12 protein-coding genes are annotated in these 13,259 nt (G+C 70.9%); 11 read left to right on the top strand and 1 reads right to left on the bottom strand.

Annotated elements, in window-relative coordinates; translation table 11 throughout:
- The first annotated feature begins 32 nt into the window (after positions 1 to 32).
- The 3 genes from ACOKGD_RS14445 to ACOKGD_RS14435 all read left to right on the top strand — a co-directional run bounded on the left by ACOKGD_RS14445 (position 33) and on the right by ACOKGD_RS14435 (position 3,879).
- Positions 33 to 1,388, top strand: a complete 1,356-nt coding sequence (locus tag ACOKGD_RS14445; RefSeq protein ID WP_342335774.1) for an MFS transporter — start codon at positions 33 to 35, stop codon at positions 1,386 to 1,388.
- An 80-nt stretch (positions 1,389 to 1,468) separates the two neighbouring features.
- Complete coding sequence (locus tag ACOKGD_RS14440) at positions 1,469 to 2,848, top strand: four-carbon acid sugar kinase family protein (protein ID WP_342335773.1); 1,380 nt, start codon at positions 1,469 to 1,471, stop codon at positions 2,846 to 2,848.
- Entirely contained in the window at positions 2,848 to 3,879 is a 1,032-nt protein-coding gene (locus ACOKGD_RS14435; protein WP_342335771.1) for an aldo/keto reductase, read from the top strand. Before ACOKGD_RS14440 ends, ACOKGD_RS14435 begins: the two co-directional genes overlap by 1 nt.
- Positions 3,880 to 4,021: 142 nt before the next feature.
- Here the strand turns inward: ACOKGD_RS14435 and ACOKGD_RS14430 are convergent, their stop codons facing one another.
- A complete protein-coding gene (locus tag ACOKGD_RS14430; RefSeq protein ID WP_342335770.1) occupies positions 4,022 to 5,047 on the bottom strand; it encodes a LacI family DNA-binding transcriptional regulator in 1,026 nt (341 codons plus the stop codon).
- A gap of 157 nt (positions 5,048 to 5,204) precedes the next feature.
- On the opposite strand from ACOKGD_RS14430, the gene ACOKGD_RS14425 reads away from it, so the two are divergent.
- The 8 genes from ACOKGD_RS14425 (at position 5,205) to ACOKGD_RS14390 (ending at position 13,216) form a co-directional block, all read left to right on the top strand.
- On the top strand, positions 5,205 to 6,431 hold the full coding sequence (locus ACOKGD_RS14425; protein ID WP_342335769.1) for a sugar ABC transporter substrate-binding protein: 1,227 nt from the start codon (positions 5,205 to 5,207) through the stop codon (positions 6,429 to 6,431).
- A gap of 5 nt (positions 6,432 to 6,436) precedes the next feature.
- Positions 6,437 to 7,345: a carbohydrate ABC transporter permease gene (locus ACOKGD_RS14420; RefSeq protein WP_342335767.1), complete on the top strand. Its 909-nt coding sequence runs from the start codon at positions 6,437 to 6,439 to the stop codon at positions 7,343 to 7,345.
- Between the two features lie 16 nt (positions 7,346 to 7,361).
- Positions 7,362 to 8,222, top strand: a complete 861-nt coding sequence (locus ACOKGD_RS14415) for a carbohydrate ABC transporter permease (RefSeq protein WP_342335766.1) — start codon at positions 7,362 to 7,364, stop codon at positions 8,220 to 8,222.
- Positions 8,223 to 8,272: 50 nt separating this feature from the next.
- On the top strand, positions 8,273 to 9,064 hold the full coding sequence (locus ACOKGD_RS14410) for a ThuA domain-containing protein (protein ID WP_342335764.1): 792 nt from the start codon (positions 8,273 to 8,275) through the stop codon (positions 9,062 to 9,064).
- A complete protein-coding gene (locus ACOKGD_RS14405) occupies positions 9,054 to 10,145 on the top strand; it encodes a Gfo/Idh/MocA family protein (RefSeq protein ID WP_342335763.1) in 1,092 nt (363 codons plus the stop codon). The genes ACOKGD_RS14410 and ACOKGD_RS14405 overlap by 11 nt, the downstream gene beginning before the upstream one ends.
- Positions 10,146 to 10,255: 110 nt before the next feature.
- On the top strand, positions 10,256 to 10,963 hold the full coding sequence (locus ACOKGD_RS14400; protein ID WP_342335762.1) for a ThuA domain-containing protein: 708 nt from the start codon (positions 10,256 to 10,258) through the stop codon (positions 10,961 to 10,963).
- A complete protein-coding gene (locus ACOKGD_RS14395) occupies positions 10,960 to 12,045 on the top strand; it encodes a Gfo/Idh/MocA family protein (protein ID WP_342335760.1) in 1,086 nt (361 codons plus the stop codon). The genes ACOKGD_RS14400 and ACOKGD_RS14395 overlap by 4 nt, the downstream gene beginning before the upstream one ends.
- 4 nt (positions 12,046 to 12,049) lie before the next feature.
- The gene (locus ACOKGD_RS14390; protein WP_342335759.1) at positions 12,050 to 13,216 is read left to right on the top strand and encodes a Gfo/Idh/MocA family protein; all 1,167 of its coding nucleotides are present in this window, start codon (positions 12,050 to 12,052) and stop codon (positions 13,214 to 13,216) included.
- Positions 13,217 to 13,259: the final 43 nt, after the last annotated feature.

Genomic DNA, 13,259 nt, shown 5'->3' with positions numbered 1-13,259 from the left:
ACCCGAGCCAGACTCAAAGGAGAGTTACCTCCATGGCCGACACCGCCACCCTGCGGACGGAGCCGCTCGCGAGCGCCGTCCGAAAAGCGACACGGCACCTCATGCCGATGCTCGTCATCCTGTATTTCGTCGCGTTCCTCGACCGCACCAACGTCGGCTTCGCCGAGGAGGCGCTGAAGGCCGACCGCGGCATCTCGGCCGGAGCCTTCGCGCTCGGCGCCGGCATCTTCTTCATCGGCTACGCGATCTTCGAGATCCCGAGCAACCTGGCGCTGAAGAAGTTCGGAGCCCGCTGGTGGCTCGCCCGCATCGCCATCACCTGGGGCGTTGTGGCCGCCGCCTTCGCGTTCACGACCGACGACACGATGTTCATCATCCTGCGGTTCCTGCTCGGTGTGACCGAGGCGGGTCTGTTCCCGGGTGTGATCATGTTCCTCGCCGAGTGGTTCCCGAACAAGGTGCGCGTGCGCATGTTCGCGATCTTCTACCTCGCGCAGCCGTTCTCGCAGATGCTGGGCGCCCCGCTCTCCGGCGGCCTCATCAGCTTCGGCGACCAGTTCACGCCGTGGCACGGCTGGCAGGTCATGTTCTTCGGTGAGGGCCTGCTCGCGGTCCTGGCCGGAATCGCCGCGATCTTCCTGCTGATCGACAGCCCGCAGAAGGCCAAGTGGCTCGACGCGGAGGAGAAACGCGCGCTCATCGACGTGATGTCGCGCGAGGACGCCGTGCGTCAGGAGGACGGCCCCACCGGCATCTGGCGCGCGATGGCGAACTGGAAGGTCTGGTACTTCACGGTCATCTACTTCTGCCTGCAGATCGCCGTGTACGGCACGACGTTCTACCTGCCGCAGCAGGTGGCCGGCCTCATCGGCCAGGACGTCGGCTGGCAGGTCGGCCTCGTGACCGGCATCCCGTGGCTGGTGGGTCTGTTCGCCTGCTACTACTTCGGAAACAAGGCCAACACGATCAAGCGCCGCCGCAACTGGGGTGCGACGTTCTACATCCTCACCGGTGTGTTCATCCTCGGATCGGCGTGGGCCGGCGCCGCGAACCAGCCGGTGCTCGGCATCCTGTGCATCACGGTCGCCGTGGCGAGCTTCCTCTCGGTCGGCCCGATCACCTGGTCCTTCCCGACGGCGTTCCTCACGGGCACCGCGGCCGCGGCCGGCATCGGCCTGATCAACTCGCTCGGAAACCTCGGCGGGTTCGTCGCCCCGCTGATGCGCACCGCCTTCAACGAGGCGATGCCGACCGACAGCGGTGTGTGGGGAGTCGTCTCACTCGGCGTGTTCGCCTTCCTCGCCGCGGCGATGATGGCCGGCACGAAGTTCTTCAAGTCGAAGGCCGACGACCTGCTCGACGACGACAAGCCGGTGCTCGCGCACTGACCTCCCGCTCTCCCCCGCTCGCCCGTCGAGCGGGGGAGAGCTCGTCACACGGCCGACCTCTCACCCCCGACAGGAACCCCATGACCGACCGCCCCGTGATCGTCCTCGACGACGACCCCACCGGAACCCAGACGATTCGCGACGTCCCCGTCCTGACGCGGACGGATCCGGATCACCTGCGGTGGGCGTTCGAGCAGGGCGGCGAGGGGTTCTTCATCCTCACCAACACCCGCAGCCTCGGCCCGCCCGAGGCCGCGGAGCGCGTGGCGCGCATCGCCGCCGACGTGCGCCGCGCCGCCGCCGAGTTCGGCGTCGACCCGGTGTTCATGGCGCGGGGCGACTCGACGCTGCGCGGGCACTTCCCGCTCGAGACCGACGTGCTCTCGGAGGGCGAGGCGATCGACGCCGTGCTGCTGGTGCCGGCGTACATCGATGCCGGCCGCATCACGATCGACGGCGTGCACTACGTCGTCGGCGCGGACGGGCAGCGCACCCCGGTCGGCGAGACCGAGTTCGCGCGCGACGCCACCTTCGGCTTCACCGAGTCGGCGCTGCCGCGCTGGGTCGAGGAGCAGACGGGCGGGCGCGTCGCCGCATCGGATGTCGCGCTGATCCGGATCGACGACATCCGCACCGGCGGCCCGGATCGTGTGCGCGCGATCCTCGGCGAGGCGCACGACGGGCGGGTGATCGCCGTCGACGCCGAGCGCGACGACGACCTGCGCGTGGTGGCCGCGGCGGTGAGGCGCGCCGAGGCCGAGGGGCAGCGGTTCGTCTACCGCTCGGGGCCCTCGTTCGTGCGGGCGCGCCTCGGTCAGCACGCCAGCCACCCCATCTCGGACCTGGAGCTGGCCCCGGCGGAGGGCGCGGCCCCGGGCGGGCTCGTCGTCGTCGGATCGCACGTCGCCATGACCACCCGTCAGCTCGAGCGGCTGCTGGCCTCCCGCGACCCGCGCGTGGTCGAGCTCGACGCGACGCGGCCGACCGATCCGGATCACCGCCGCGCGCTGGCGGACGAGATCGTCGCGGCGCTCGAGGACGGCACGGTCGTCTTCCGCACGAGCCGCACCCTGCGCCGCGGGGAGGACGCCGACGCCAGCCTCGCCATCGCGCGCGACGTCAGCGCGGCCGTCGTCGCCGTCGTGCGCGAGGTGCTCGAGCGCCGTCGCCCGGCCTTCCTCGTCGCGAAGGGCGGCATCACGTCGTCCGACGTCGCGACCGAGGCCCTCGGCATCAGCCGCGCCGTTGTGGCGGGCACCATGCTCCCCGGTATCGTCTCGGTCTGGCGGCCCGTCGACGGCCTCGCACCCGGGTTGCCCTACGTCGTCTTCGCCGGCAACGTCGGCGGGGACGACGGCCTGCTCACGGTCGTCGACCGGCTGACCCGCGCGACCGCCTCGCTCGCCCCGCGGCCGACCGCCGAACGCGGCGCCGCGCGCCCGACCACCCAGGAGTCCTGATGCAGTACCGCACCCTCGGCGCCGCGGGCGCCTCCGTCTCGGCCTTCGCGCTCGGCACCATGACGTTCGGGCGCGAGACGCCCGAGGCCGAGTCGCACCAGATGATCGACCGCTACGTCGCCGCCGGCGGCAATCTCATCGACGCCGCCGACATCTACGCCGACGGAGAGAGCGAGCGGATCGTCGGGCGCTGGCTCGCACGCGCCGATGCCGCGACCCGCGAGAACCTCGTCGTCGCCACGAAGGGGCGCTTCCCGATGGGGTCCGGCCCCAACCAGCTCGGCCTCTCGCGCAAGCACCTCGCGCAGGCGCTCGACGCGTCGCTCACCCGTCTCGGAGTCGAGACCGTCGATCTCTATCAGCTGCACTCGTGGGATCCGCACACCTCGATCGAGGAGCAGCTCGAGTTCCTGACCTCGGCCGTGGCCGCGGGGAAGATCCACTACGTCGGCCTCTCGAACGTGACCGCGTGGCAGCTGCAGCGCTACGTCGACGTGGCCGAGTTCCGGCGCCTGGTGCGACCCGTGTCGATCCAGCCGCAGTACAACCTGCTGGCACGCGAGATCGAGTGGGAGGTCGTGCCCGCCGCCGAGTTCAACGGCCTCGGCCTGCTGCCGTGGTCGCCGCTCGCGGGCGGCTGGCTCACCGGCAAGTACACGCGCGACACGGTGCCCGCCGGCACCCGCCACGACGCCGCCCCCGGCGCGATGAACGGCCTCGACCGCCGTCGCTCCGAGGAGCGCACGTGGGCCGTGCTCGATGCGCTGGCCGCCGTCGCCGCCGAGCACGGAGTGCCCCAGGGGCGCGTGGCCATCGCCTGGCTCTCGGGCCGCCCGGGCGTCAGCTCGGTGATCCTCGGGGCCCGCACCCTCGCCCACCTCGACGACAACCTGGCCGCCGCCGACGTCGAGCTCACCGGCGAGCAGCGCGCCCGTCTCGACGCCGCGAGCCTGCCCCACGTGGCCGACTACCCCTACGGCGAGCTCGGCCAGGAGCAGCGCACCCGCCGTCTCCACGGCGGCCGCTGGTAACCCCGCCCCGCGTACGGCGCGGTACGGCGCTGGGCCCCCACCCGGTCGTTGAGCGAGCGAAGCCAGTCGAAACGGCCCAGCGTCGTACGGCCTGACCCCGCGGGGCGGTTGCCCCGTTTCGACTCGGTCGTTCCTCCCTCGCTCAACCCCCGCCGGCGGCGGGGCGGGCCCGGGCGAGGGTGTCGCCGGGGACGTACTCGCAGGCGAGAAGACGCTGCTGCGGGGGGTGGGCGGGCGACAGGATGCGCTCGAGCAGGGCGTCGACGCCCCACTCGCCGAGCTCGGTGCCGGGGGCGCGCATGTAGGTCAGGCGCGGCTCGCCCATCTCGGCCATGTAGGCCGACGTACTCATCGAGATGACGCTGATGTCGTGGGGGATCTCGGCGCCCCCGTGGGCGAGGCCGGTGAGCAGACCCGCGGCCGCGTGCTCGTTCAGCGAGATGACCCCGGTGACCCCCGGGTGCTCGCGGGCGAAGCGCTCGCCCAGGGCGCGACCGGCGGCGGGAGATTCGTCGATCCGGATCGTGGTGGGCACGCCGCCGAGCTCGTCGATCGTCGCGCGGTACTGCCCCTCGGCGCGGGTGCGCCCCGCGTGGTCGTATCCCGGCTCGTTGCCGGCGATGAACGCGATGTCGGTGTGCCCGAGGCCCCGCAGGCGCGCGATCGCCTCGCGCGTGGTCGCCTCGAAGTCGATGTCGACGTAGTCGATGTCGCCGGGCTCGGTGGTGCGCCCGATCATCGCGAACGGCACGCCGGCGGCGCGCAGGGCGTCGACGCGGGGATCCTCGAGCTGCACCTCCATCAGCAGCACGCCGTCGACGAGGCCGGTGCCGGCGAGCACGGCCACCTGCTGCGCGTCGTTGCCGATCGGCCACATCACGAGGTCGTAGCCGCGCTCGTGCGCGCGCCGCGAGGCGCTGGTGAAGAACGCGACGGCGGTCGGGGTGAGCGGGCGCTCGTGGGTGGGGAACAGCAGGGCCAGGATCCGCGTGTGGCCGCGTCGCGCGAGGGCCGCGCCGACGGGGTTGCGGTGGAACCCGAGGGTCCTCATCGCCTCCTCGACGCGCGACCGGGTCTCCTCGCGGACGGGCTTGCTGTCGTTGACGACGAACGACACCGTGGCGACCGAGACGCCGGCGCGCTCGGCGACGTCGCGCATCGTGACCATGTCAGCCTCCCCCGCTGATCGTATGACGACGTGGGCCCTTCGGCCCGATCGGGTGTTGACAGCCGCGCCGGTGAGATGCACGATACCTACACAGCGGTTAAACGCATAACTTAAACGTTTGACCTTCCCACCCTCACGCACTGACGAAGGAGTCACCATGCGTCGCATCCGCACCCTCACGGCTGTCGCAGCTCTCGCCACGGCCCCGCTTCTCCTCGCCTCCTGCGCGGGCGGCGGTGGCACCGGGGGAGGTGACGCCGGCGGCGAGGTCGACTCGCTCACGATGCTCGACTACTGGAACAACGAGCCCGACAAGACGATCATGCAGGGCGTCATCGACACCTGCTCCGAGGAGATCGGCGTGAAGATCGAGCGCGAGACCGTGCCCGGCAAGGACCTCATCCAGAAGGTCCTGCAGCGCTCGTCGTCCAAGACGCTCCCGGACATCCTGATGCTCGACAACCCCGACGTGCAGGAGATCGCCGCCACCGGGGGGCTCGCGCCCCTCAGCCGCTTCGACGTCGACACCGAGGGCTTCGCCCAGGGCATCCTCGACGCCGCCACCTACGAGGACGAGGTCTACGGCCTCGCGCCGGCCGTCAACACGCTCGGCATCTTCTACAACAAGACGCTGCTCGACGAGGCTGGCATCGAGCCCCCGAAGACGTGGGACGACCTGAAGGCCGCGTCCGCCGCCCTGACCGAGGGCGACCGCTACGGCATCGCGTTCTCGGCGATCGCGACCTACGAGGGCGCCTGGCAGTTCCTGCCCTTCATGTGGACCAACGGCGGAGACGAGACGGATCTGCAGACCCCCGAGGTCGCCGAGGCGCTCCAGCTCTGGGTCGACCTGGTGGAGGACGGCTCGGCCTCCGGCGGCGTCGTGAACTGGTCGCAGGCCGACGTGAAGGATCAGTTCGTGGCGGGCAAGGCCGCCATGATGGTCAACGGCCCGTGGCAGATCCCGGCCCTCGCCGACACCGACTTCGAGTGGGGCTCCGTGCTGGTGCCCGTCAACGAGGAGGGTCAGAAGCCCGTCGCGCCGCTCGGTGGCGAGGTCCTCACCGTCCCCGAGACCGGAGACGAGGCGCGCCAGGCCAAGGCGGCCGAGTTCATCGGCTGCGTCACCAACGAGGAGAACTCGATGGCCGTCGCCGAGGCCCGCTTCATGGTCCCGACCCGCACATCGCTCGTCGACGCCTACGTCGAGAAGGTGCCCTCGATGGAGGCCTTCACGCAGCAGGTCGTCGATGCCCGCTCGCGCACCGGCAAGCTCGGTGAGGAGTGGCCGACCGTCGCCACGGTGATCTACAACGCGGTCCAGCTCGCGATCACGGGCGAGGCCACGCCGGCCGACGCCCTCGAGCAGGCCGCGCGCGGTTGAGCTCGATGACCACCGTGCTGTCCTCGCGGCGCAGGCGTCTGCGCCGCGAGGACGTCATCAAGGCGCTGTTCGTGGTGCCGGCGGCGATCTACATCCTGCTGTTCTTCGGCTACCCGGTCGTCAAGAACATCCTGATGGGGTTCCAGGACTACACGACCAAGACCTTCTTCACGGGTGAGGCCCCCTGGGTCGGCCTGCAGAACTACGTGACGGCGGTCACCAGCGGGCTGTTCTGGCCGGCGATGGCGAACACGCTGCTGTTCACCATCGGATCGCTCATCGGCCAGTTCGTCATCGGCATGGGGCTGGCGGTGTTCTTCCGCCGCCAGTTCCCCCTCAGCGGGTTCCTGCGGGCGATGCTGCTGCTGCCGTGGCTGCTGCCGCTGATCGTCTCGAGCGCCACCTGGCGCGCGATCCTCGACAAGGACAGCGGGATCCTCAACCAGGCGCTGGGGGCGATCGGGCTCGACGCGGTGCCGTGGCTGACCAGCCCCGATGTCGCGCTGATCGCCGTGATCCTCGTCAACATCTGGGTCGGCATCCCCTTCAACGTCACCCTGCTCTACGGCGGCCTGCAGGACATCCCGGAGGAGCTCTACGAGGCGGCCTCCCTCGACGGCGCGACGGGCTGGAAGGCGTTCTGGCACATCACGCTGCCGAACCTCCGCCCCGTGATGAGCGTGGTCCTTGTGCTCGGCGTGGTCTACACGCTCAAGGTGCTCGACGTGATCCTCGGCCTCACGGGCGGAGGGCCGGCGAACGCGACCCAGACCATCGCGATCCGGGCCTACCAGACGTCGTTCGTCGACTTCGAGTTCGGCGTCGGCGCGGCCTTCAGCAACATCCTGATCCTGCTCTCGCTCGTGTTCGCGCTGATCTACCTGCGGTCCAACCGCAAGGCCGTCGACGAGTGATCCGGAAGGAGAGAACATGACCACCGCCCTGATCACCGTCGACCAGAGCGCCGCGCGCCGTCAGCGTGCCCGCTCCACCCGCAGCCGCCTCTCGACCGTCGTGGGCATCGCCCTGCTGGCGATCATGCTGTTCCCCGTCTACTGGATGGTGAACACCTCGCTGCAGCCGTCCGGCAACACCCTCAACGCGGGGCTGATCCCCTGGAACCCCAGCTTCGCCGGCTACGAGCAGGCCCTCGCCGACCAGGGCGGCAACCTGCTGACCAGCCTTATCGTGTCGATCGGATCCGTCGTCGTGTGCCTGGTGATCGCGGCTCCCGCCGCGTACGCGCTGGCGCAGTTCCGCTACCGGTGGATCAGCGTCGCGCTGCTGGTGATCCTGATCGCCCAGATGATCCCGGGCATCGTGATCGCCAACGCGCTGTACGCCGCGTACAACGATCTCGGGCTGCTGAACTCGGTCGTCGGGCTCATCCTGGCCGACGCGTCGCACTCGATCCCGTTCGCGATCCTTGTGCTGCGGGCGTTCATGATGGGCCTGCACCCGTCGATCCTGGAGGCCGCCCGCGTCGACGGCGCCGGGCCCGTGCGGGCCTTCTGGTCGATCGCGCTGCCGATCGCGAAGAACGCGCTGATCACCGCCGGGCTGTTCGCGTTCCTGTTCGCGTGGAGCGACTTCCTGTTCGCGCTCACGCTGACCACGACCGAGGATCTGCGCCCGGTGACCCTCGGCATCTACTCCTACCTCGGCACCCAGGTCTCGAACTGGAGCGCGGTCATGGCGACCGCCGTGCTGTCGTCCCTCCCGGCGATCGTGCTGCTGCTCGTCGCGCAGCGCTACATCGCCGCCGGCGCCATGGGCGGGGCCGTCAAGTGACCCCGACCGCCGTACCGACATCGAATAACGAGAAGAAAGAGGAGGACGCCATGACGGCGCTCGCCCCCGCATCCCCCATCCGCGTCGTCGTGTGGGGGGAGAACCGCCACGAGCAGGTGCAGCAGAACGTGCGCGACATCTACCCCGACGGCATGCACACCACCATCAAGGAGGGGATCGAGGAGAACCTCGGCGACGGCGCGATCGTCACGACCGTGACCCTCGACGACCCCGAGCACGGCCTCACCGAGGAGCTCCTCGCCCAGACCGACGTGCTGGTGTGGTGGGGCCACGCGGCCCACTCCGAGGTCGCCGACGAGATCGTCGAGCGCGTGCACGCTCACGTCCTCGCGGGCATGGGCCTGCTTGTGCTGCACTCGGGCCACTGGTCGAAGATCTTCGGCAAGCTGATGGGCACCACGTGCACGCTGCGCTGGCGCTCCAAGGACGACCGCGAGATCGTCTGGACGGTCGACCCGACGCACCCCATCGCGCAGGGCATCCCGCACCCCTTCATCATCCCGGCGCAGGAGATGTACGGCGAGTTCTTCGACGTGCCCGCCCCGGACGAGCTGGTGTTCCTGTCGACCTTCTCGGGCGGCGAGGTGTTCCGCAGCGGCATGACCTACCGCCGCGGCTTCGGCAAGATCTTCTACTTCAGCCCGGGCGATCAGGACTACCCGGTCTACCACCAGGCCGAGGTGCGCAAGGTCATCTCCAACGGCGTGGAGTGGGCGAAGACCCTGCGCCCCGAGCGCTCGACGCCGACCCTGCTGCGCTACGAGCGCGAGGACTTCTACAACGGCCAGGGCTACGGCGGGGCGATGCACAATGGCGACTGAGCAGCTGCAGGGCGCCCCGCTCCGGATCGTCCAGGTCGGCGCGGGCGGGATGGGGCGCGCCTGGCTGCGCACCATCGCCGCCGAGCCCGGCGCCGAGCTGGTGGGGCTCGTCGACCTCAACGTCGACGCCGCGCGATCGGCCCTCGCCGATCACGGGCTCGAGGGTGTGGCCGTGGGCACGAGCGTCGCCGAGGTCGCTGCCGCGACGGACGCCGACGCCGTCGTGAACGTCACGGTCCCCGTCGCGCACCTTCCCGTCAACGTCGAGGCGCTCGCCGCGGGGCTGCCCGTGCTGTGCGAGAAGCCCGCCGCCCCCACGGTCGCCGACGCCATCCGCCAGGCCGCCGCGGCCGAGGCCCACGGCCGGCTGCTGATGATCAGCCAGTCGCGCCGCTACTACGCCGCCCTCGACGCCCTGCGCGACGAAGTGGCGGGGCTCGGCGCCATCGGATCGGTCGTGACCGAGTTCTACAAGGCGCCGCACTTCGGCGGGTTCCGCGAGGAGATGGACCACGTCCTGCTTGTGGACATGGCGATCCACGCCTTCGACGCGGCGCGCTTCGTGACCGGCGCCGATCCGGTGTCGGTGTACTGCGAGGAGCACAACCCCTCGTGGTCGTGGTTCCAGGCCGACGCCAACGCGCACGCCGTGTTCACGTTCGACGACGGATCGCGCTTCGTGTTCACCGGCAGCTGGTGCGCACCGGGCCTCGAGACGTCGTGGAACGGATCCTGGCGGATCAGCGCGGAGCGCGGATCGGCGGCCTGGGACGGCGGATCGCGGGTGACGGTCGACGACGGCGAGGTGCGCGAGCGCGAGATCGATCCGGCCGCGAAGGAGGAGATCGCCGCGTCGCTGGCCGAGTTCCTGGCCTGCGTGAGGGACGGCCGCGAACCGTCCGGGTCCGCGCGAAGCAACCTCCGCAGCCTCGCGATGGTCGAGGCGGCGGTGCAGTCGGCCGAGACCGGCGCCCGCGTGCGCATCGACGACGTGCTCGAGAGCGGCCTCGCCCTCGCGCTCGCCACCGAGCAGGATCCGTCCGTCCGGGCGGTGCTGGAGGGGCCCACCCTGCGCGGATAGCTTTTCGCGCAAAAAGCCCCTCGGGGGCCCTCGCCGCCACCGGCGACCGATACCCTCGACCCCGCGTGCCTGCGTGCGCGCCAGACAGTGACGTCAGAGAAGGAGAGCTCATGCCGGAAGAGACCACGGGCCGCCGCGCCCTCATCGTGCGCGGCGGATGGGACGGCCACCACCCCGTCGAGGCGACGGAGCTGTTCATCCCGTTCCTGCAGGAGCATGGCTTCGAGGTCCGGGTGGAGGAGAGCCCCGCGGTCTACGCGGACGCCGAGGCCATGGCCGCCACCGACCTCATCGTGCAGTCGAACACGATGAACACGATCGAGCGCGACGAGCTGATCGGCCTGCGCACGGCGATCGAGAACGGCACCGGCATGGCCGGCTGGCACGGTGGCATCGCCGACTCGTACCGCAACAGCTCGGACTACCTGCAGCTGATCGGCGGCCAGTTCGCCACGCACCCCGGCCGCCACCCCGAGGAGCGCCCCGGCGACGAGCGCGACAACTACCTGCCGTACACCGTCGAGCTCACCGACCTCGGGCGCTCGCACGAGATCATGGCCGGCCTCGACGACTTCGAGCTGAACACCGAGCAGTACTGGGTGCTGCACGACGACCTGATCGACGTGCTGGCCACCACCACCCACCCGACGCAGCCGTACCACCCGTGGCACCGGCCGCTGACCTCGCCCGCGGTGTGGACCCGCCTCTGGGGCAAGGGCCGCATCTTCGTGGCGACGCCGGGTCACTCCCTCGATGTGCTGCAGGATCCGAACGTGCGCACCATCATCGAGCGCGGCATGCTGTGGGCTGCCCGATGAGCGCGGCGCCCCTGAAGGTCGGCGTCGTCGGCTGCGGCAACATCGTCGAGCAGTACCTGGCGACCCTCCCGCACCTCGCGGACGTCCGGATCGTGGCGGCGGCGGATCTCGATCCGGCGCGCGCCGAGGCGGTCGCCTCGCGCATCGAGGGCGCTCGCGCGCTCAGCGTCGACGAGCTCATCGCCGACCCCGAGGTCGATCTGGTGCTGAACCTCACCATCCCCGCGGCGCACGACAAGATCGCCCTCGCGGCGATCGCGGCGGGCAAGCACGTGCACGGCGAGAAGCCGCTCGCGGCGACGATCGAGGGCGCCCGGGCGGTGCTCGACGCGGCCGCCGAGGCGGGCCTCGTCGCCAGCTGCGCTCCCGACACCGTGCTCGGCACCGGCACGCAGACCGCGCGGGTCGCCATCGACGAGGGCGCCATCGGCACCCCCATCGCCGCGACGGCGGTCATGATGACGCCCGGTCACGAGCGCTGGCACCCGAACCCCGACTTCTACTACCAGCCCGGCGGCGGCCCGCTGTTCGACATGGGCCCGTACTACGTGTCGGCACTGGTCACCCTGCTCGGGCCCGTGGTCTCGGTCGTCGGGGCGGCGAGCGCCGTGCGCAGCGAGCGGACGATCGGCTCCGGCGCCCGCGCCGGCGAGGTCATCCCCGTGAACGTCGACACCCACGTCACGGGCGTGCTCGTGCACGAGTCGGGCGCGCTGTCGACGCTGGTGATGTCGTTCGACACGGTCGCCTCGCGCTCGTCGCGGATCGAGATCCACGGCACCACGGGCTCCATGGTCGTGCCCGACCCGAACCACTTCGACGGCGACGTCGAGGTCAACGTGCTCGACTCCGACGGATGGGCCGTGCTGCCGCCCGCCGGCGGCTACGTCGACGGCGGCCGCGGCATCGCGCTGCAGGACTTCGTCGCCACCGGCGGCGCCCCGCGCACGTCCGGCGAGCTCGCCTTCCACGTGCTCGACGTCATGGAGTCGCTCATCCGCGCCGCCCACGAGGGGCGCACCATCCCTGTCGCCAGCACGTGCGACCGCCCCGCCCCTGTCCCGCTCACGGAACTGGTCTGATCCGATGCATCACAAGCCTGCCCTTCGCGTCGCCCTCATCGGCTACTCCTTCATGGGGAAGATCCACGCCCAGGCGTGGCAGACGGCCCCGCGGTTCTTCGACGTGTCGGCCAAGGTCGACCTGGTGGTCGGCCGCGACGCCGCCGCCGTCGAGGAGTTCGCGCACACCTTCGACATCCCGCGCTTCGCCACCGACTGGCGCGACGCGATCAACGATCCCGACATCGACGCGGTCGACATCTGCGTGCCGGGCGACCTGCACGCCGAGATCTCGAACGCCGCGCTCGCCGCGGGCAAGCACGTGCTGTGCGAGAAGCCGCTGGCCAACACCGTCGCCGAGGCCGAGGAGATGACGGCCGCCGCCGCGGCCGCGCGGGCGAACGGCGTGCAGTCGATGGTCGGCTTCAGCTACCGCGGCACCCCCGCGCTCGGCGCGATGAAGAAGCTCATCGACGACGGCCGCATCGGCACGATCCGCCACATCCGCGCCACCTACCTGCAGGACTGGATCGTCGACGAGCAGTTCCCGCTCGTCTGGCGCCTGCAGAAGGCGAAGGCCGGATCCGGGTCGCTCGGCGACATCGGCGCGCACATCATCGACATGGCCGTCTTCCTCACGGGCCAGCGCCTCACCGGCGTCAGCGCCCTGACCGAGACATTCGTCAAGGAGCGCCCGCTGGTCGCCTCGCAGGGGTCGCTCGCGGCGACGGCCGGCGAGGGCACCGGCCCCGTGGACGTGGACGACGCCGCGGTGTTCATCGCGCGCACCGACGGCGGCGCGCTCGCCACCTTCGAGGCGACCCGCTTCGCCGCGGGCCGCAAGAACGCGATCCGGATCGAGATCAACGGATCGGCCGGGTCCGTCGCCTTCGACTTCGAGCGGATGAACGAGTTCGAGTTCCACGACCACACGCTGCCCGGGGGCGAGTCCGGCTTCCGCCGCATCCTCGCCACCGAGCCCGAGCACCCGTACCTCGAGGCCTGGTGGCCCACGGGCCACGGGCTCGGCTACGAGCACACCTTCACGCACGAGATCGTCGAGTTCGCCCGGGCCGTGGCCTCGGGTACGGCGCCGTCGCCCTCCTACGAGGACGGCCTCTACGTGCAGCGCGTGCTCGACGCCGTCGAGCGCTCGGCCGCCGCGAACGCGGGCTGGGTGGCGCTGGACTGACGCCCCCGCCCGCCTGCCGGGCCTACCGGTCACAAAACGCCGC

The organism is Microbacterium phosphatis (assembly GCF_049177115.1).
GTDB classification, from domain to species: domain Bacteria; phylum Actinomycetota; class Actinomycetes; order Actinomycetales; family Microbacteriaceae; genus Microbacterium; species Microbacterium phosphatis.
This window is presented reverse-complemented; position numbering and strand designations above follow the sequence as displayed.

Coding starts and splice junctions, on each gene's coding strand:
- ACOKGD_RS14445 (WP_342335774.1), top strand. CDS start 33: ATGGCCGACACCGCCACCCTGCGGACGGAGCCGCTCGCGAGCGCCGTC.
- ACOKGD_RS14440 (WP_342335773.1), top strand. CDS start 1,469: ATGACCGACCGCCCCGTGATCGTCCTCGACGACGACCCCACCGGAACC.
- ACOKGD_RS14425 (WP_342335769.1), top strand. CDS start 5,205: ATGCGTCGCATCCGCACCCTCACGGCTGTCGCAGCTCTCGCCACGGCC.
- ACOKGD_RS14390 (WP_342335759.1), top strand. CDS start 12,050: ATGCATCACAAGCCTGCCCTTCGCGTCGCCCTCATCGGCTACTCCTTC.
- ACOKGD_RS14405 (WP_342335763.1), top strand. CDS start 9,054: ATGGCGACTGAGCAGCTGCAGGGCGCCCCGCTCCGGATCGTCCAGGTC.
- ACOKGD_RS14430 (WP_342335770.1), bottom strand. CDS start 5,047: ATGGTCACGATGCGCGACGTCGCCGAGCGCGCCGGCGTCTCGGTCGCC.
- ACOKGD_RS14415 (WP_342335766.1), top strand. CDS start 7,362: ATGACCACCGCCCTGATCACCGTCGACCAGAGCGCCGCGCGCCGTCAG.
- ACOKGD_RS14435 (WP_342335771.1), top strand. CDS start 2,848: ATGCAGTACCGCACCCTCGGCGCCGCGGGCGCCTCCGTCTCGGCCTTC.
- ACOKGD_RS14395 (WP_342335760.1), top strand. CDS start 10,960: ATGAGCGCGGCGCCCCTGAAGGTCGGCGTCGTCGGCTGCGGCAACATC.
- ACOKGD_RS14410 (WP_342335764.1), top strand. CDS start 8,273: ATGACGGCGCTCGCCCCCGCATCCCCCATCCGCGTCGTCGTGTGGGGG.
- ACOKGD_RS14400 (WP_342335762.1), top strand. CDS start 10,256: ATGCCGGAAGAGACCACGGGCCGCCGCGCCCTCATCGTGCGCGGCGGA.
- ACOKGD_RS14420 (WP_342335767.1), top strand. CDS start 6,437: ATGACCACCGTGCTGTCCTCGCGGCGCAGGCGTCTGCGCCGCGAGGAC.